Below are 19,123 nucleotides of genomic sequence, written 5' to 3' on the forward strand. Positions count from 1 at the left end.
CAATAAAAACTAAAACCACGGACGCAAAAATATGGTTGATCCCGTATTTAAGTAAAGTCTTCTTCAACAGAACAAAAAAATGAGGTCCCGTTGTCGGGACCTCATTTTTTAATATCAAATTTGGATTTTCTATGCCTCACAGCTCACACAATCCTTCTTTTGCTTGAATTTTTGTGCAGCATTCATGCTATGCTGGTAGTACAGGGATTTAAGTCCCAATTTCCAAGCGGTAACGTGGATTTTGTTGATATCCTTGGTAGGCATGTCCGGGTGCACAATAATGTTCACCGATTGCCCTTGATCTATATGGTTCTGCCTATTGGCAGCTTGATAAATTATATCAAGTTGATCTATTTCTGAATAGGTTTTAAAGACCGCCTTTTCTTCTTCGGTCAAAAAGTCCAAATGTTGTACAGAACCATCCATATCACGGATACTTTTCCAAACTTCAGGCGTATTTTGTCCTTTTTCCTCCAACAAATCTATTAAAAATGGGTTTTTGATGGTTGTTTTGATCTTGGCAATATCCTTTACATAACAGTTGGACCAAATGGGTTCTATTCCTTGGGACACTTGACCTAAAATAAAGGCAGATGAGGTAGTAGGCGCAATCGCGTTCAATGTTGCGTTACGCCTTCCGTAACCTTTCAACACCTCCGGCTCACCAAATCGTTCGGCCAATTGTTCTGAAGCTTTGTAGGAACGTTCTTTGATTTCCCTAAAAATTTCGCTGTTCAAGTTATACGCTTCCTGACTGTTAAAGGCCACTCTTTTGGACTGCAATAAAGAATGCCAGCCCAAGACCCCAAGACCCAAGGAACGGTTTTGCTTTGCAAAGTTGTAAGCTCTTTCCATAAATAGGAAAGTCTGTCTGTCCTCTCTGTCCGAAGAATCTCTGTAAGCCTCCAATTTTTCGATGAACTCTGTAATTACTGCATCCAAGAAATGGACCATGGTCTCTACCGCATCGGTTTTTTTCCATTTATCGTAATGCATCAAGTTTACGCTGGAGAGCACACAAACAAAAGACCAATTATCATTAGATGGCAACATAATCTCTGTACACAGGTTACTGGCATGAATACGGTGGTTCTTGTCCTTGTATACATCCGCTGCACCGTCATTGGCATTATCGGTAAAGAACACATACGGATATCCCATTTCACCCCTACGTTGCAACACTTTGGCCCATATGGTTCTTTTTTCTACGTCTCCCTCGATCATTTCCTGCATCCACTGGTTGGTCACCGTTACACCATGTGTTAATTGTTGGATCGGGTTACCCTCGGTACCGATCTCTAAAAATTCCATGATATCCTTATGATCGATCGGTAAATATGGAGAAAAACGACCGCGACGAACCGAACCTTGGCTAACCACATCCACCATGGATTCGAACAACTGCATAATATGAACTGCTCCCGAGGCTTGACCATTATTTTTTACAGGAGCACCCCTGTGCCTAATATTTCCAAAATATCCCGATGTCCCACCACCTAGTTTGGACATCATTCCTACCTCGGACTGTGTATAAAGGATATTCCCCATATCATCGTCGATATGTGAGCCAAAGCAACTAATGGGCAAACCACGTTTTTTACCAAAATTGGACCAAACCGGAGATGCCAAGGAGAAAAATCCTTCGGACATATATCCATAAAATTTATCCGAATACCCAGGAATTTGCAATATCTCCTCGGCCCTATCGGCAATCTCGCGGATACGCCCTTCAGGGGTTACGCCCTCGGTTAGGTACCCAGATGCCAAAAACTTTCGGCTATACTCGTTCAACCATTCGAACCCCTTGTCTTCCTCGGTTTTAAGTTTGGACAAGGTATCCTTTCTTGCGTTTACAAGTTCTTGTGTTTTATTGTCTTGTTTTTGGTCTGTGGTCGGGGTTAGTTGTGTTCTCTTCTCCATAATTTAAAAAAGGTCGTCGCTTGTTATACTTTGTGTTCTTTTGCTATAGTTAATGGATCTTTTTACAAAAAAGTCTCCGTGTTTTGTTCCAATGATCTCGTCATCGAACCATTCGGTCTGCTCCAATAATTTTTGATCGACATCAAATATTTTAGAAATCCCGATACTCTCCAATGAGTTGTTGAATCTGTTCTTGATAAACTCGTTTACCAAGTTTTTGGGCAAGAAATCCAATTCACCAGCTTCAAATATCCAATCCACTATTTTACTTTCCGATTCAAATGCCTTCTCACAGATATCTTGGATCATTTCCTTGTATGCATCATCGAACCATTCCGGGTGTTCTTTTTTGATGATATTGATTACATCGATACCAAAATCACCATGGATCTGCTCTTCCTTGGATGTGGCCTCCACAACGTTCGAAATTCCCTTCAGTACATTTTTATGTTTGTTGAACGCCATAATGATCAGGAACTGGGAGAAAAGGGAAACATGTTCGATAAAAAGGGAAAATAGCAAGATGGACTCGGCATACTCCTTATTGTTTTCGCTTTTTGCATTTTTAAGTGCTGTCTCCAAATACTGCACTCTTTTCATGATCACCGGTTTCTTCTTCAGGTTTTCAAACTCTTGGTTCAGTCCCAAAATTTCCAGTAGGTGCGAGTAAGCATCGTGGTGGCGCACCTCGCTCTCCGCAAATGTGGCTCCCACCGAACCTATTTCTGGTTTTGGCATACGATGGTATATGTCGCCCCAAAATGTTTTTACGGCCACCTCGATCTGGGAAATGGCCAACATGGTATTTTTAATGGCACTTCGTTCCACTTCGGTCAATCCGGATTTAAAATCTTGGATATCGCTGGTAAAGTTAAACTCGGTATGTATCCAATACGAGTGTCTGATCGCGGGAACGTATTCGTATAATTGTGGGTATTCGTAAGGTTTAAGGTTTATTCGTTTTTCAAAAATATCGGACTCCCGCATTTGGGCCCTTTTGTTCCTATAAATAATGTACGCCTTTGCCACATCGTGGAACTCACTGTCCATAAGTTGGTTCTCTACAACATCTTGCACTTCTTCAACAGTGGGCACATAATGTTGGTCTTGGCTCTTTCGTTCCAACAACTCTTTATTTACGTTGCTGGCTATGGTCTGCGCATCGGTGATCTGGCCATGCTCCACAGCTGTCATGGCTTTCAAGATTGCATTCGTAATCTTGTGTAAATCAAATTCTTGCGTACTAAAATCCCTCTTAGTTATATGAGTTATCTGCATGAAGAAAACGGTTTGGAGTTGAAAAAATAGCTTGACTGTAAAATTCATATTTTCTTCACTTCGATTTGAAGTTTCGTCGATCAGGTTCTTAACACTGTTATCAACATTCGAAATTTTTGACGTTCAAAATCCATGGGAACAAACGTAGGATAAGGGCTGAGAAAAATCCACATTGGAACCGACTGCCAAGAAATACTTTTTCACAGTTTTTTAACAATTGCAAACATATAATCCCAAACACCCTTATTACATAAGGCTTTAAGCAGATTTCAATCAAAAAAAAGATCATTTGTCCAATTCCGCCCAAGCACCAACCCCAAAAGATCTGTTCATTAAATTTTACCGCATAAAAATCAGATAGAAATAATTTCAAGGTAAATTCAAATTTCGATACATTTACCACCAAATAAGTTCTTTACTTAATTTCTTTATCATAACGATAGGGTTTCCGACACATATCGGAATTAAAAGGGAATCGTGTGTAAATCACGAGCTGACGCGCAACTGTAAGTTCGATTCCGTTTTTGGAATAGTATGTTTTTGCAAAAAACCATTGTCTTTCCCAAAAAAAGATGAGAAGGTGGCAAAAATCGAACAAGCCAGGATACCTGCCCATTTCGTTCCTACTCTGTAGGATTTTGACGATGCCTTCGCGTAAAGGGCAAGTCGAACGTTTGAACTTTCACCGGCTTATCCGGCAAAACTCCACACACGTTCCACTTGTTTAAGGCATTGCGAAGTTGAGCTAAGGAGCTTTTATCTAATTGTTCAATTTTATAAAAGCTTTTGCCATGGAAATCAGCGAACGCATACAGCGATCAAAAACAAACATTTTTAAAGCGGTATTCCCCAATACCGTAAACCACTACGACACCTTGTTTGGCGGAACCGCACTTAGCCTAATGGACGAGGTTGCCTTTATTACTGCAACACGGTTCAGCAGAAAACGAATGGTGACCGTAAGTACAGATCGTATAGATTTTGACCACCCAATTCCTGCAGGTACCATTATTGAACTGATAGGCGAAGTAATAAAGGTGGGCAACAAAAGTTTAAAAGTGCAAGTGGACATTTATTTGGAAGAAATGTATTCCAGCCAAAGGGAAAAGGCCATCTGCGGCCAGTTCACCTTTGTTGCCTTGAACCAGGACAAAACACCAATTCCAGTGGTTTAATTTAACGTAGAACAAAACAATGACGAAAGACAACAAACTCCAGGCATCCCCATTACTAAGCTTTGATTTTTATTTGGAAAGCTATCACAGGTTATTGGGCAACCTAAAAAAAGAAGCAGACCTAAAGAAAATCACCTACCTGCTTGGTGAGGAAATATCGCAAGAGAATCAGAGTCTTATAATAAAGGAAAACTACGACGCCCTGGTCGTTACCGACCCGGACCATTCCATTCTTTGGGTGAATGATGGTTTTATAGAAATGACAGGGTATCAAAAAAATTACGCGCTACAAAAAAAACCGAGCTTTTTACAAGGAAAAGAAACATCAAAAACCATCAAAAAAGAAATTAGGGAACAGTTAAACGCGCATCACAGTTTTGATGGCGCGGTGATCAATTATCGCAAAAATGGCGAACCTTATCTATGTCACATCAAAATATTGCCACATTATAGCCCCCAAAAAAAACTATCCTGTTTCATAGCTTTGGAAAAAGAACTAAAAGCTGCTTAAAACAGGCAGCTTTTTTTACATCTATCAATTAAGTGGATTATATTTGTACAGGTTCAAAAAATCTTTCTTGAAACAGCGGAGTCTTCCCATATTGTTCACACTTTTGTATGTAATGGCCATGTTAAGGCCCGTACTTCCTGTTTTTGAGTATGTGGTCAACCAAGACTACATTGCCGAGTATTTGTGCGTGAACAAGGACAAACCAATGCTCAACTGTAACGGTAAGTGCTATCTGTCCAAAATGTTGCAAGAAGAACAAGACGAAAAAAAGCAAAATCTACCCTCTATTAACATGAAAGAGTATCCCATTGGCTTTGTGGATATTCTTTTTTGCGATTTTACTCCGCAAACTTTGGAAAACGACCAGTTACCGGAATTTACCTCGAGCAAACCGCGCCAATTTACAGCTTCGGTTTTTCGCCCGCCCATCATTTGTTAACACCGACCTTTTTTATAGTTGTGCTATTTCCCTAAAGGGAAAAAAGCAACTGTGCCTATACTTTTAAGTATTGTGCCCTTGGCACATGTATGTAACATTTTTAATCCGGGAGGCTTTTAAGCAGAGGATTCCCAACTCATAACTATTTGAATTACAGATGAAATCAATTTATAAATTATCAACCGTATTATTTTTATCCATTTTATTGGCATCATGTAGCAGCGATGACGATTCCACACAACTGAGCGGCACCGGAATGGTAAAAATTGAATTTGACAACAGCGTATCCGCGGACGACCTTATTTTAGGGTCTTCCTACACCAATTCCCAGAATGAGACCTTGACCATAGAACGCCTGAACTACATTGTCGGGAATTTTAGGCTGACCGATGAAGATGGCAATATATTCACCTATCCTAAGGATACGGGCTTTTTTATAACAAGCGAAGAAACCGGAAAAACAGAAGTAGTTCTTTACGATGTTCCTGCCGGCAAGTACACTTCAATAACGTTTGGAATTGGTGTGGACCAGGAAAAGTATCTCTTGGGAGCCGAAGGACAGGGAGACCTCCTTACCGAAGCTGAAAACAATAACATGATGTGGTCCTGGCAAGCTGGCTACAAGTTCCTGAATTTTGAGGGAACGTTTACCTCGGCCACGGTTACCGATGACACCAATTTTAAGATTCATATGGGAAGTCACGGTTCCAGCTTGGACAATTACAAAGAAACCACGCTAAGCCTTGGAACAGATGCCTTGGTCAGTGATGATATGACCCCGATAATCCATATTGTGGCCAATGCCGGCAATATACTGGATGGACAACATAAAATATCGCTTACCGAACAAGCGGTAATTATGGTCAGCGAGGAAAAATCACCCCTAATCGCCACAAACACATCAAATATGTTCACTGTGGATCACGTACACAACGGAGACGGAAGCTCACACTAGATTTTATACCTATGAAACATCTAATATGGGCAATCCTGCTAATGATGTTATCTGCCTGCAGCCAAAACGATGAGGAGTACCAGAGTATTGGTGACAACGAACTCTTGTCCGTTACCATACCTTCAAACTTTCCGCCAATGATCTATAATGCAGAAGCCAATCCTCCTACCAAATTCGGTTTTGAATTGGGAAAAAAACTGTTTTATGATGGCAAATTATCAGCAAACGGTTTTATATCCTGTGGTTTTTGTCATGAACAAAAATTTTCGTTCACGCACCATGGTCATCAATTTAGCCATGGCATAAACGATTTAGAAGGAACCCGAAACACTCCCTCGATTGCCAACATGGCTTTCTTTTCGGAATTCGCTTGGGACGGAGCCACCAATCACTTGGATCTTTTTCCCATAATCCCGATTACAAACGAGGTGGAAATGGGAGAAACCATGACAGGAATTCTTCAAAAATTACAGAAAGATGGCGATTACCAAAATGCATTCAATGCCGCTTTTGAAGAAGGCGGTGTAAGCCACGAGAACTTTTTGAAAGCCATTGCACAGTTTATGGTGATGATGGTTTCTTATAACTCCAAATACGACAAATATGTACGGAACGAAGATGGGGTTACTTTGACCGACCAAGAACTTCACGGTATGTCTATTTTCAAAGAAAAATGCGCTAGCTGCCACACCTCCGACCTGTTTTCCGATGGAAGTTTTAGGAACAATGGCTTGCCCCCTAATCCAAATATCAATGATTTGGGAAGGGCTTTGGTAAGTGGCAGTTCGGATGACAATTACAAGTTCAAGGTGCCCAGTTTAAGGAATGTGGCCCTGACCGCCCCATACATGCACGATGGTAGATTTGGAAGCTTGGAGTCCGTACTGAACTTCTATCAAAATGGGGTACAGGACTCACCCACGCTGGACCCCTTGTTAAAAACAGATGAAGGTCTGGGAATTTCTCTGGTCGAAACAGAAAAACTAGCCCTGATCGCCTTTTTAAATACCCTTACCGATCAAGAATTTATTAATGACGAAAGATTCGCCGAATACTAACCTTATGAAAATTTACATAACACTACTTTTTTTATTGATTTTAGGAATCCATACCGGGACATCCAATAAAACACTCGTAAATCCATGTACCAAAACCACATCGGCAACCCTAATGATGTTCGATGAATTTTGCGATACTTGCGGCTGTAGCGGAAATGGCGGAAGCATGGGTTTTGGCACCGGATTGAACAACAATTTCATAGGGCTCAGGTATATAGCCCAGCGTTATCAGTCCCGTGATGGTATTTTTGCCAATTCGCCGTGGATTGATGAGCACTTCAATACCCTACAATTATGGACACAGATTCCACTTGGAGAGCGTTTTATCATCAATGCCGTACTCCCCTATCAGTTCCATTCCAGGGAATTTGCAGATTATACGGAACAAAGCATCAACGGAATTGGCGATGCTACCATTCTTGGGTTCTATCAAATACTGAAACAAACCCCGGATAGCATTATCTCAATCAAACCCCGACATACTTTGCAATTGGGAGGTGGTGTTAAAATGCCCACAGGCAAGTTTGATGAAGCAAACCTTGAAGGCAGTGTCAACCCCAGTTTTCAATTGGGAACTGGCAGCTGGGATTATTTGTTGGCCGCCAATTATGGTATCTCCCATAGAAATTGGGGCTTGTCCGTGATGGCCAATTACACCATTAAGTCGAAAAACGATAAAGAATATCGTTTTGGAAATCAGTTTAATTACGCTCTCAACACCTACAAAACCTATTATTTTGGGACTAATTTTGCGTTAACCCCCCAGCTTGGTGTTGGCGGCGAATATTTTGATAAAAACGAAGCATATGGTTTAGAGGTAGCAGATACGGGGGGAAATGCTTTTTTTGGCAAATTGGGCGTCGAAGTGAATTTTAAACAATACGCACTGGGCGTTTATACCATGTTGCCCATTGCACAGGACCTGAACAATGGAAAGGTAGAGGTTAAAAACAGGTTTTCCGTGTACCTTAATATCAATATTTGACACAAAAAATGAAGCTGACTAAAATGTTCGGAAATACATCATTCTAAATTCAATTCGATGTCCCATTATGCTGATTCGCAAATTATGATGAGACACTCAATCAAGTTCAGTTTGGCGTAAATCGACTTTTTAGGCAGCTTCATTCCATTAAATCGGGTTTTGGCTAAAGCTTGATTTTCACTCCACCATTTACTACAAACCCATCTACTGGCGCATAAATATCAGTAAACTGTGGGTCATTGAGGCTTCCCGTATATATTTGGTCAAATCGTGTTTGGCGAGTATCCAAAAAGTTCTCAAAATTCAGAAAGATTGAAAATTTATCACCAAACTTCTTTTCACTCATGAGTCCCATTATCCAATAGGATTGCCCCGTTTCTCCTGTGCTCAACTTTTGGGGGCTATAATAATAGGCTTCCAATCCCACCCAAAATTTCTCTTCTTTTTCATACATCAATACATTGTTTAGACGATGTTTGGCCACCAATGGAAAATCGGTTACAGTACCATTTTGATGTTGTTTTACATTGGCATGGGTATATCCGGTGAACAATTTAAAATCCCCATGCTTCACTTTCAAGTTCACCTCTGCCCCACGGGTATCCACATAGCCATCTGGTTGTAAAAAAGTATAGTATCCACTATCGGTTAATTCCAATACCATAGGGTCATAAATTTTGGTATAAAAAAGCAAAGTGTTCAGGGTCATAACCACACCGGGAAAAGGTGTCCATTTATAGTTTACATCAAAATTACCCCCGATGGACCTTTCAAGATCGGTCTGGTCCACATCAATGGGCAATACATTCCTAAACTGTACCCGTTCGGCATCTTCGGTAAACACAGTGGGCGTTTTGTAGCCCATTCCGCCCCCCAATCTAAAGGTGAGGGATTGGCTGGGTTCAAAGAGTACGGATAATCTGGGCAGGGCCATTGCGCCATAATCAGAATGGAAATCCGCGCGAAAACCGGTTTCCAAGGACAAAGTTTCATCAATGGGCCATACATTTTGGGCAAACAATCCAAGTATCTGGTAGGATTGATCCAAAGCTTGGGACTCATCGCCACGGGTATCATTAAAATATTCCGTCCAAAGATTTGCCCCAAACACCCATTCCAATCCACTTTCTGAATTGTTGGCATAGTTAAGTTCACTAAAAGATGAGCGTTGATAACCAGAAAAAGTAAAATCCGGCACCTGGATGGCTCTATCATAAAAACTAAAACTGTTTTTGAGCTCTAAACGGTTTTGTTCATTAAAAGAATGTTTGAACCCCAGCTGGGTGGAGAGCCTTTCGGTTTCGTTCGATTCAAAATAAGGATCGACCACTTCGTCACCCTTGACATAATCCATATTACCGCCAAGACGATCTTCCCAAATGGCATTCACACCCAACATCAATTCGGTCTTCTCATCCAAATACCAATATAATTTTGGGTTTAGGGTGACCCTATCAAACTCTGGAATGGCTGTTAATCCAATATCTGCTGGATCATAGGGTGTTCCTAAATTATAGGAAGCGAACACGGTGGTGCCGACCTTATCAAACTTTTGGGAATAAAAACCGCTCAGATCCAAACCGAGTGCCGAAGTAGCATTGGCCATAAAACTAAGCTCAGGAGCGTCTTCGGGGGTTTTGGAAATAAGGTTGACCAAGCCAGCAATAGCGCCTCCACCGTACAAAGTGGAGCTGGACCCCTTAATTACCTCCACTTGTTTAAGATCCAAGGGAGCAATTTGCATTAGGCTTAGGCCACTGGCAAATCCAGAGTACAATGGAAATCCATCCCGTAGCAGTTGCGTGTACTTGCCATCCAAACCCTGGATTCGGATACTGGAATTATAACTTGTTGCCGAGGTCTGTTGTGTACGTATTCCGGTACTTTCATTTAAAAGCATACGGATATCCCCCGGTTTCATATTTCCTTTTTCGGAGAGCTCCTCCCCTGCAATTACTTCCACCCTCGTCGGGATATCCTCAATGGTTCGGGTGCTCCTAGTGGATACCAGGGTAACCTCTTCCATTTCTTCCGTTTGTGGCACCATGGCAAATATTTGTCCCTGTGATTCTGGATCCAATGGGAATGTCAATGATTTTTTAATAGGTGCATATCCTATATAGCTTAACTGTAATATAAAGGTGCCATTAGGAATATTTTCTATTTGAATGTTCCCATTCTCATCGGAAATTGCTCCTATTTCCAGGGATTCCAGAATGGCCGTAACACCGATCAGGGGTTCATTGCTATGGGAATCTTTAACTGACACATCCAATATGTTTTGTGCAAACGCGGACACCATCCCGAACAGGGACAGTACCATTAATATTTTAAATCTCATTTAATTTGATTTTTTGAAATGATTGTGTTCTTGGTCTAACAGGAATTACCAAGAAAGTTGTGAACTAACAATTATTGATATTTCAAAAAATCCGGGGAGGTTTAAAGTCTAGAAAGTAAAATTCTTTAGAAAACGATTCAGTATACGGAACTGGCAAAATCTCAGGTTCCGGCTCGTATGCCAAAAAATCAATTGAACTTAAACTTATAGTAAATGCTGAACATCGACCACAATTATAAAATGGGGAACAAGGTGATTGATTTTTATGAGAATCATCATCGTGTGGAACATCATCGTGCGCACAATGCTCTTTCGTGTGGGCCAAAGATGTGGAGTCGGGGCACAAATCATCGTCCTGGCAACATGGAAATGATGACAGGACCACAATCAATAAGGACAAGATGACCGCCAAGACTTTCATAATCCAAAAGTATGAAAAATAGCTATTGACTGCATAACATTTGAATGTAGTGACAAATTAAAGCAGGCAATAAAACAACAAGACCCCGACAATTTATGATTGTCGGGGTCTATAATTGTACCTTGGGTGGGAATCGAACCCACACGTCCGAAGACACTGGATTTTGAATCCAGTGTATTTTTAGTCAATTCTTAATAATTTATCTTATAATCAACTGTTTATAAGTATTTTAATATTTTCTGAAATCATCTGATATGCTTTAAAATCAAAATTTGTTGTACCTATGTTGTACCAAAATTGATTATTTTTATATTCTAAATTAATCACTGGATATGGCTTCAAATGTAAAAATCGTTCTAAGAAAAAAACCAAATAAGGAAGGTCTTTATCCTTTGGCTATTCGAATCACAAAAAATCGTAGTTCCAATTATCACTACATCGGCCACTATATTGACATAAAAGATTGGGATGAAAAAAATATTCGTGTTAAGAAATCACATCCAAACGCTGCAAGGCTTAATAATTTACTGAGCACAAAGCTCAGCGAAGCCAGTAAAAAGTTATTGGAACTACAATCCGAAAAAAAAGACATTACTGCCAATCAGATTAAAAATAAGCTATATAGCTCGTCCAAATCTACCAGCTTTTTTGAGGTGGCTAATGAATTTTTAAATGAACTGGAAACCAACAAAAAACTAGCACGCCATTCTGCGGATAAAGCTCGTGTAAACCAGGTTTTGAGTTTTGTGAAATCAAGGCAGCTGACCTTTCAAGAAATTGATGAACAATTTCTAAGAAAATTCAAAGGTTATTTAATGGCAACCAGAAAGATTTCCGAAAGGTCAATCGTGAACAACCTTGTAGTTATTAGAACCATTTATAATAGAGCAATCAAGATGGGGATTGTTGATAAAAAACTCTATCCTTTTGGCTCTGATAAAATACGTATAAAATTTCCTGAAACTGAGAAAGTAGGCCTTAAGAAAGAAGAAATTGTATCATTAGAAAGTGTTGAAAATCTTAGTGAGAATGAGAAGCACGCTAGAAATGTCTGGCTTTTCAGTTTTTACTTTGCCGGGATAAGAACAGCCGATGTCCTTAAAATTCGTTGGAATGATATTTATGATGGACGGCTTCATTATCGAATGGATAAAAATTCCAAATTATTATCCCTTAGAATACCTGAAAAGGCGAACGACATTTTAGAACATTATCGTAATGGAAGAAATAGTGATGATGATTTTGTGTTCCCTGAAATGAAAAAAGCCAACCTTAAAGACCCGAAAGATGTATATGCCAAAGTCAAGACAGCTAATAAGAAATTCAATAAATATCTAAAGGATGCTGCCTTAAAAGCCGGGATAAACAAAAAAGTGACTATGCACATAGCAAGGCATAGCTTTGGGCATATCTCAGAGGATAGGATTCCCATAAAAATGCTTCAGAAACTTTATAGGCATTCTTCCATAACTACAACAATCAAGTATCAATCCAACTTTATTCATAAAGATGCGGATAATGCACTTGAAAGTGTCGTGAATTTTTAAACGGGTGTCTATTTTATTTTGCAACCCCGTTGCACCGAAATTCTGTTATCTTTGCATCGTGAAAGTTATGGCAATCATACTATCGATTTACTTCTTGGCGCTCAATTTAGTGCCTTGTAGCGATTCAGAGAATGTTGCCGACGATTCCCAAACCGTCTCGGTAGTTGATTTTGACGGTGACCACGGGGATGATTGTGAACTTTGCTCACCGTTCTGCCAGTGCCATTGCTGTCACGTTCACACCATACACTTTGGTATTGCTAACTTCGAACCGCTTCAAGCGACCATTCCTCAGGATAACTTTGCCCACTTCGACAGTATAGGTAAGGATATTACTTTCTCTCTCTTTCAGCCCCCACAGGTTTAATTCAGTTTTACAGGATAGCTATATCCGGTTTTGAAGTTTTCAACTTTTGAAAACTTCAAAGGTATGTTTGCGCTTGCTCGTGAATGCACCTCAATATTTCAACTGAATTAATACCATTCTTTTATGATTAACAGAATCATTGATTTTTCAATCAATAACAAATTTATTATCGGTCTGCTCACCTTGACACTTATCGGTGCCGGTATCTACAGTATGACCCAGGTTCCCATTGATGCTGTGCCGGATATTACGAATAATCAGGTACAGGTCATCACGCAATCGCCCAATTTGGGTACAGAGGATATAGAGCAGTTCGTGACCTATCCCGTGGAAGTGGCGATGAGCAACTTACCGGACGTTAAGGAAATCCGCTCGGTATCTCGTTTCGGACTTTCCGTGGTAACGGTTGTTTTCGATGATGATATGGGAACCTACCTACCTCGACAGCTCGTTTCCGAAAAACTGACCGAAGTACGCGAACAGATTCCCGAAGGTTTTGGCCAACCGTCCATCGGGCCAATCTCAACGGGGTTGGGCGAAATCTACCAGTACACGCTTGAAGTTGAAGAAGGATACCAAGACGACTACTCGGCTACCGAACTGCGAACAATTCAGGATTGGATTGTCCGCAGGCAAATGGCGATGGTTCCCGGTGTTGTGGAAGTGAATGCATTTGGTGGGAACAAAAAACAATACGAAGTGGCCGTCGACCCAGACGAGTTGCGCGCCATTGGCATTACCATTTCAGACGTCTTCCAGACCCTTGAAAGCAACAACCAGAATACGGGTGGTGCCTATATCGAGCGTAACCATCAGGCCAATTTTATCCGTGGCGAGGGTCTCGCCAGAAGTGTTTCGGATATTGAAAATATGGTCGTCAAGACCGTTGAGGGTATTCCCATTAAAATCAAGGATGTGGGAACTGTACGTATCGGAAGTGCGGTGCGCTATGGTGCATTGACCAAAGATGGTAAGGGCGAGGCCGTTGGTGGGATGATTCTGATGCTGAAAGGGGCAAATTCCAACGAGGTCATCGAAAACGTGACCCAGCGAATGGAACAGATTCAGCAATCATTGCCTAAAGGCGTGGTCATCAAACCGTTCCTCGACCGCAGCGAACTGATTGCCGAAACCACGGGAACGGTGACCACAAACCTATTGGAAGGCGGCCTTATCGTCATCTTCGTGCTGGTACTGCTTTTAGGGAACTGGCGTGGTGGACTGATTGTGGCCTCGACCATTCCCTTATCGCTGCTGTTTGCCTTTATATTGATGAACGTATTTGATGTCTGGGCCAACCTGATGAGCTTGGGGGCCATCGATTTCGGTATCATCGTGGACGGTGCGGTAATCATTGTGGAAGCCACGGTGTTCCTAATGTATTCTTACGTGGCTAAAAAGAATACGGTCAGTTCGGAAAAACGGGATGATATTGCTGCCAAGGCTTCCAAAAAAATGATGAATGCAGCATTTTTCGGTCAACTTATCATCCTTATAGTATTCCTTCCCATATTGGCGTTGGAAGGCGTCGAGGGCAAGATGTTCCAGCCAATGGCACACACGTTCATCTTTGCAATGATTGGTGCGATGCTGCTCTGCCTGACCTATGTGCCGATGGTATCCGCCCTGTTCCTACGATCACCGAAAACCGAGAAGAAGTCTTATGGCGATAGGTTCGTGCATTGGATAGAAAGAAAATACGAACCCTTGCTTACGAAGGCACTTTCAAAGGGAAAAATAGTCGTGGGTATTGCACTTGCCCTTTTTGCGGTGACCATATTTGTCTTTACCAGAATGGGCGGTGAGTTCATTCCACAATTGGACGAGGGCGACATCGCCTTTCACGCCATTTTGAAACCCGGAAGTTCACTCTCGGAAACCATTGAGACCACCACCAAGATAGAACGCATCGTCAAGGCGGAATTTCCCGAGGTGGAAACCGTCCTTAGCCGTATCGGTGTGGCCGATGTTCCGACCGACCCTATGCCGATGGATATTGCCGATGTTTTTGTCATCCTAAAGCCAACCGATGAATGGGTCTCTGCGGAAAGTAAAGATGAACTGGTCAAAAAGATGAAAGATGCCATTAGCATCGTTCCCGGTGTCAATTTTGAGTTTACCCAACCCATCGAAATGCGCTTTAATGAACTACTTACAGGCGTTCGTGAAGACGTTGCTATCAAGCTGTTCGGTGAGGATTTGGATGTGCTGGCAAGTAAGGCCGAAGAAATGGGCAAAATCATTGCGATGGTTCCCGGTGTTGCCGATATGAAAGTCGAGGCCACCGATGGACTGCCGCAAATTACCATTGATTACAACCGAAACAAAGTGGCACAGTACGGCCTGGAAATCGACCAACTTAACAATGTGGTGCAGGCCGCATTTGCGGGCGGTAAGGCAGGTGTGATTTTCGAGGGCGAAAAGCGATTCGATTTGGTAGTTAGATTGCAAAAGGAAAACCGCCAGGATATCGAGGATGTTCAAAACCTCTTCATCAATCTGCCCAACGGTTCCCAGATACCCTTACGGGAAATCGCCGAAGTAAGCTATGAACCCGGACCGATGCAGATAAGCCGGGACAACACCAACCGTAGAACGTATGTGGGCATCAACATCCGTGACAGGGACGTAAAGTCGGTTGTCGAGGACATTCAGGCAAGACTGGATGCGCAGTTTGAGTTGCCCGCAGGCTACTACATACGCTACGGTGGTGCCTTTGAAAATCTGGAACGGGCCAGCAATAGGTTACAGACCGTTGTCCCCATAGCCTTGTTGCTCATTTTCATCCTGATTTATTTCGCACTTAAGTCCTTTCCGCAGACCCTGATGATTTATCTGGCCATCCCTATGGCCACCATAGGCGGTGTGTTCGCTCTCTGGCTCAGGGATATGCCGTTTAGTATTTCCGCAGGGGTCGGTTTCATTGTGCTTTTTGGGGTTGCCGTACTGAACGGATTGGTAATGATAAGTGGGCTCAACGAACTGAAAGAGGAAGGTGTCACCGATTTGAAAGAACGTATCATCGAGGGCACTAAACGACGGGTGCGCCCCATAATGCTCACGGCTTTTACCGATATCCTTGGGTTTCTACCAATGGCGATTTCCGCATCCGCGGGGGCGGAAGTTCAGCGACCATTGGCGACAGTCGTTATTGGTGGATTGATTACATCCACATTGCTGACCCTTTTTATTCTTCCCATTTTCTATCAATGGGTAGAAAAACGTTCGGGACGTAAGGTAAAGGTCAATTCAAAAATCGTAACCGCTTCTGCGGTGGTTTGTTTCTTTTTTGCTTTCGCAGAAGTAGAAGCGCAGCAAGTTCAAAATAACGATATGCTACCCGTTGTTACGTTGGAACAGGCGGTTGAAATTTCCAAGGAAAACTATCCACTCTTGAAAACCAAACAGTTGGAAATCCAAAAGCAAAACGCTTTAAAGGGCACGGCCTATGATTTAGGGAATACCCAAGTGTTCACGGGCGGTGAGGAAGTTTCGGATGGCCAGGGCATCTATACCATAGTAGGCGTAGGCCAACAGAACATCAATCTATTCGGTATCGGTGCAAAGAAGCGGTTGCAAAAACAGCGTATCGCCTTGGCGGAAACTGCATTTGACCTATCCGCACTTCAAGTGGAACAGGAAGTGAAAAAGGCGTGGTCAGAGGCCTATCAGCAACGGCAGAAATTTGAACTCTACCGTGAACTGGATTCCATCTATTCTCAATTTGAAAAAGCCATTGAACTAAACTATAAAGTTGAAGCTATTTCACGTTTGGAATATTCATCGGCAACCAATCAGGCGTTGCAAATCACCAATAAACTGCAACAGGCCGAAAGTGATTACGCCATTGCCCTTCAGAAGCTCAATCTTTGGTTGGTTTCCGACACGTTCTATACCGTTCCCGATAGGTTGGATGAAAGCGAAGTAGCCATATTGGGCTTACCTGAAAGAATAGAAACCCATCCAGAACTGGAACTTTCGCAAAAGCGGATTGAGGAAGCCCAAGCCAGCTACCAAGCTGAACGTTCCGATTTGTTGCCCAATCTCAACCTTCAAGGCGGACTGCAACGGGTGAACGGCAGTAGCGGGTTCTATACCTACCAGGCAGGAATATCCCTTCCATTATTTACCGGTACGGAACGCAGTCAGGCCAAGGCAGCCAAAATCCAAAGCGAAATTGCCGAGACCAATGCAGCCTTTGTAAAACGGCAATTGCAATCAGAATACCAACAAGCGTTGCAAGCCTATCTAAAATGGGAAGCATCGTGGCAATTCTATAAGGACAAGGCCTTACCACTTGCCGAGGAACAGCGACAGGGCGCATTGTTAGCGTATAAGGAAGGTGCCGTGGATTATGCCGCATTCACCCAAATTATAAGAGATGCAATACAGACGGAAATGGATGCGCTGGAAACACTCGACAATTATCTTAAATCAGTTTTCGAACTACAATATTTCAAGCAATAAAATGAAGAATTTATCAAAATACACAGTTATTGGTTTGTTGGCGATGCTTTTGGCGTTGACCGCTTGTGGCGAATCCAAAAAAGAATCCGCAGAGAACAACAAAGCCAATGTGGAAACGGAAAACGAACATTCCGAGGGCGAAGCCGAGGAAGTAATGCTTACGGCCAAACAGTTCGATGCCCTGCAAATGGAAATAGATACCCTGAAAATGCGGAATATGAGCGGGTACGTAGAAGCCAACGGGCAGTTGGAAGTCCCGCCACAGAACGAGGCTACTGTCACAACAGTAGTGGGTGCCAACGTGGTTTCCATCGAGGTCATTGAGGGCGATAAGGTCAGCAAGGGGCAGACCGTCGCCTATTTGTCACACCCCAATATCATCGAAAAACAGACCGATTATCTCGATGCGTTCAGCAATAGCCAGTTTCTCAAGAAAGAATATGAACGGCAAAAAACATTGTATGATGAAGGCGTGGGCAGCGGTGCCAACTTTCAAAAAGCGGAAGCCGAATATCAGGCATCCCGAAGTAAGGTCAATGGCCTTGAAGCACAACTGCAACAATTGAGCATTAGTGCATCCGGTGTGCGGAACGGTACTATATATCAGCGGGTGGCACTTAGAAGTCCCATCGAAGGGTTTGTGGAAAAAGTAGCCATAAAAACCGGCCAGTACGTGGATCCGCAGACCGACCTAATGGAAATTGTGGACACCCATCACGTACACGCAGACCTGATGGTTTTTGAAAAGGATGTCCATAAGGTTAAGGAAGGCCAAAAAGTGGTTTTCAATGTACAGTCAATTCCCGAAAAGGAACTGACTGCCGAAATCTATTCCGTAGGAAAGACCTTTGAACAAAACCCGAAGGCGATTCACGTACACGCCGAAATTGAGAACAAGGAAGGCAACCTGATTCCCGGGATGTACATTCAGGGGTGCATCCAAACGGAAAATACACAAACTAAGGCGATGCCCGAAGCTGCCATAGCCGCGGATAGCGAACGGTTTTTTGTGTTCTCAGCAGAAAAAGAAGGTGATGATTGGTCATTCAAACCCATTGAAGTCACCAAAGGCACCCACGATGGCGATTGGATTGCCATTGATTTTTTGGGCGAACAAGAACCAAATACGCAGTACGCCATAAACAACGCTTATTATCTAATGGCGGAACTAAAAAAGGGCGAAGCCGAACACAGTCATTAAATACTACAAGTACAATGAAAGAAATAGAAAAAAAACTGAATGACAATGGCGTTCGCCCCACGGCGATGAGAATACTTATCTACAAATACCTTGCGGAAAAGGACGTGGCAACCTCGCTCACCGATATTGAGATGGCTTTCGCGAAAGCGGACCGAACTACCCTTTTCAGAACCCTAAAAACCTTTGAAAAACAAGGCGTGGTACACCAGATTGATGACGGCGCGGGCGTACAAAAATATGCGCTATGCGAACCGGGCTGCAATTGTGAACTTGAACAAGATTTGCACCTGCATTTCCATTGTAACAATTGCGATGAGACCGTTTGCCTGACCGAACATAAGATTCCGCATATCAACCTGCCGGAAGGCTTTGTGGCAGAGGATGCCAATTTAGTGCTGAAGGGCATTTGCGACAAATGCAGCGGACAATAAATGCACTTCCGTTGCATAGGTCAGATA

General features: G+C 42.5%; 14 protein-coding genes and 1 riboswitch. Of the genes, 11 read left to right on the top strand and 3 right to left on the bottom strand.

The features are described from left to right. Positions 1–129: 129 nt before the first annotated feature. Positions 130–1,920 (bottom strand): ribonucleoside-diphosphate reductase subunit alpha, encoded by a 1,791-nt coding sequence (locus tag ACXAFK_RS00075; RefSeq protein WP_474956397.1) that lies wholly within the window; start codon positions 1,918–1,920, stop codon positions 130–132. Positions 1,921–1,923: 3 nt separating this feature from the next. Beyond that, on the bottom strand, positions 1,924–3,198 hold the full coding sequence (locus ACXAFK_RS00080) for a ribonucleotide-diphosphate reductase subunit beta (protein WP_224835676.1): 1,275 nt from the start codon (positions 3,196–3,198) through the stop codon (positions 1,924–1,926). A gap of 426 nt (positions 3,199–3,624) precedes the next feature. Beyond that, positions 3,625–3,828, top strand: a riboswitch (cobalamin riboswitch). Between the two features lie 161 nt (positions 3,829–3,989). Between ACXAFK_RS00080 and ACXAFK_RS00085 the strand changes: the two genes are divergently transcribed. The 6 genes from ACXAFK_RS00085 (at position 3,990) to ACXAFK_RS00110 (ending at position 8,321) form a co-directional block, all read left to right on the top strand. Further along, positions 3,990–4,373, top strand: a complete 384-nt coding sequence (locus tag ACXAFK_RS00085) for an acyl-CoA thioesterase (RefSeq protein WP_369885342.1) — start codon at positions 3,990–3,992, stop codon at positions 4,371–4,373. A gap of 19 nt (positions 4,374–4,392) precedes the next feature. Continuing rightward, entirely contained in the window at positions 4,393–4,884 is a 492-nt protein-coding gene (locus ACXAFK_RS00090; RefSeq protein WP_474956398.1) for a PAS domain-containing protein, read from the top strand. A 67-nt stretch (positions 4,885–4,951) separates the two neighbouring features. Continuing rightward, positions 4,952–5,323 carry a hypothetical protein gene (locus tag ACXAFK_RS00095; protein ID WP_420485394.1) on the top strand — a complete coding sequence of 124 codons (372 nt, stop codon included), beginning with the start codon at positions 4,952–4,954 and terminating at the stop codon, positions 5,321–5,323. A gap of 157 nt (positions 5,324–5,480) precedes the next feature. After that, entirely contained in the window at positions 5,481–6,278 is a 798-nt protein-coding gene (locus ACXAFK_RS00100; RefSeq protein ID WP_474956399.1) for an MbnP family protein, read from the top strand. A gap of 11 nt (positions 6,279–6,289) precedes the next feature. Next, positions 6,290–7,336: a cytochrome-c peroxidase gene (locus tag ACXAFK_RS00105; RefSeq protein WP_474956400.1), complete on the top strand. Its 1,047-nt coding sequence runs from the start codon at positions 6,290–6,292 to the stop codon at positions 7,334–7,336. Positions 7,337–7,340: 4 nt separating this feature from the next. After that, entirely contained in the window at positions 7,341–8,321 is a 981-nt protein-coding gene (locus ACXAFK_RS00110; protein WP_474956401.1) for a transporter, read from the top strand. A 163-nt stretch (positions 8,322–8,484) separates the two neighbouring features. On the opposite strand, the gene ACXAFK_RS00115 is transcribed toward ACXAFK_RS00110, so the two are convergent. Continuing rightward, positions 8,485–10,662, bottom strand: a complete 2,178-nt coding sequence (locus ACXAFK_RS00115; RefSeq protein WP_474956402.1) for a TonB-dependent receptor — start codon at positions 10,660–10,662, stop codon at positions 8,485–8,487. A gap of 753 nt (positions 10,663–11,415) precedes the next feature. On the opposite strand from ACXAFK_RS00115, the gene ACXAFK_RS00120 reads away from it, so the two are divergent. From ACXAFK_RS00120 to ACXAFK_RS00140, 5 genes are all read left to right on the top strand, one after another. Then, positions 11,416–12,630, top strand: coding sequence for a phage integrase SAM-like domain-containing protein (locus ACXAFK_RS00120; protein ID WP_474956403.1), 1,215 nt, complete (start codon positions 11,416–11,418; stop codon positions 12,628–12,630). Positions 12,631–12,697: 67 nt separating this feature from the next. Continuing rightward, complete coding sequence (locus ACXAFK_RS00125; RefSeq protein WP_474956404.1) at positions 12,698–12,997, top strand: DUF6660 family protein; 300 nt, start codon at positions 12,698–12,700, stop codon at positions 12,995–12,997. A gap of 123 nt (positions 12,998–13,120) precedes the next feature. Then, positions 13,121–17,464: a CusA/CzcA family heavy metal efflux RND transporter gene (locus ACXAFK_RS00130; RefSeq protein WP_474956405.1), complete on the top strand. Its 4,344-nt coding sequence runs from the start codon at positions 13,121–13,123 to the stop codon at positions 17,462–17,464. 1 nt (position 17,465) lies between these two features. Then, positions 17,466–18,665 carry an efflux RND transporter periplasmic adaptor subunit gene (locus tag ACXAFK_RS00135; RefSeq protein ID WP_474956406.1) on the top strand — a complete coding sequence of 400 codons (1,200 nt, stop codon included), beginning with the start codon at positions 17,466–17,468 and terminating at the stop codon, positions 18,663–18,665. A 14-nt stretch (positions 18,666–18,679) separates the two neighbouring features. Next, on the top strand, positions 18,680–19,096 hold the full coding sequence (locus ACXAFK_RS00140; protein WP_474956407.1) for a Fur family transcriptional regulator: 417 nt from the start codon (positions 18,680–18,682) through the stop codon (positions 19,094–19,096). The last annotated feature ends 27 nt before the right edge of the window (positions 19,097–19,123 follow it).

Source organism: Flagellimonas sp. ABD4_174 (genome assembly GCF_056160185.1).

Bases quoted from the DNA above. Each gene is read 5' to 3' on its own strand.
- ACXAFK_RS00075 (WP_474956397.1), bottom strand. From the start codon at position 1,920: ATGGAGAAGAGAACACAACTAACCCCGACCACAGACCAAAAACAAGAC.
- ACXAFK_RS00080 (WP_224835676.1), bottom strand. From the start codon at position 3,198: ATGCAGATAACTCATATAACTAAGAGGGATTTTAGTACGCAAGAATTT.
- ACXAFK_RS00085 (WP_369885342.1), top strand. From the start codon at position 3,990: ATGGAAATCAGCGAACGCATACAGCGATCAAAAACAAACATTTTTAAA.
- ACXAFK_RS00090 (WP_474956398.1), top strand. From the start codon at position 4,393: ATGACGAAAGACAACAAACTCCAGGCATCCCCATTACTAAGCTTTGAT.
- ACXAFK_RS00100 (WP_474956399.1), top strand. From the start codon at position 5,481: ATGAAATCAATTTATAAATTATCAACCGTATTATTTTTATCCATTTTA.
- ACXAFK_RS00105 (WP_474956400.1), top strand. From the start codon at position 6,290: ATGAAACATCTAATATGGGCAATCCTGCTAATGATGTTATCTGCCTGC.
- ACXAFK_RS00110 (WP_474956401.1), top strand. From the start codon at position 7,341: ATGAAAATTTACATAACACTACTTTTTTTATTGATTTTAGGAATCCAT.
- ACXAFK_RS00115 (WP_474956402.1), bottom strand. From the start codon at position 10,662: ATGAGATTTAAAATATTAATGGTACTGTCCCTGTTCGGGATGGTGTCC.
- ACXAFK_RS00120 (WP_474956403.1), top strand. From the start codon at position 11,416: ATGGCTTCAAATGTAAAAATCGTTCTAAGAAAAAAACCAAATAAGGAA.
- ACXAFK_RS00125 (WP_474956404.1), top strand. From the start codon at position 12,698: ATGGCAATCATACTATCGATTTACTTCTTGGCGCTCAATTTAGTGCCT.
- ACXAFK_RS00130 (WP_474956405.1), top strand. From the start codon at position 13,121: ATGATTAACAGAATCATTGATTTTTCAATCAATAACAAATTTATTATC.
- ACXAFK_RS00135 (WP_474956406.1), top strand. From the start codon at position 17,466: ATGAAGAATTTATCAAAATACACAGTTATTGGTTTGTTGGCGATGCTT.
- ACXAFK_RS00140 (WP_474956407.1), top strand. From the start codon at position 18,680: ATGAAAGAAATAGAAAAAAAACTGAATGACAATGGCGTTCGCCCCACG.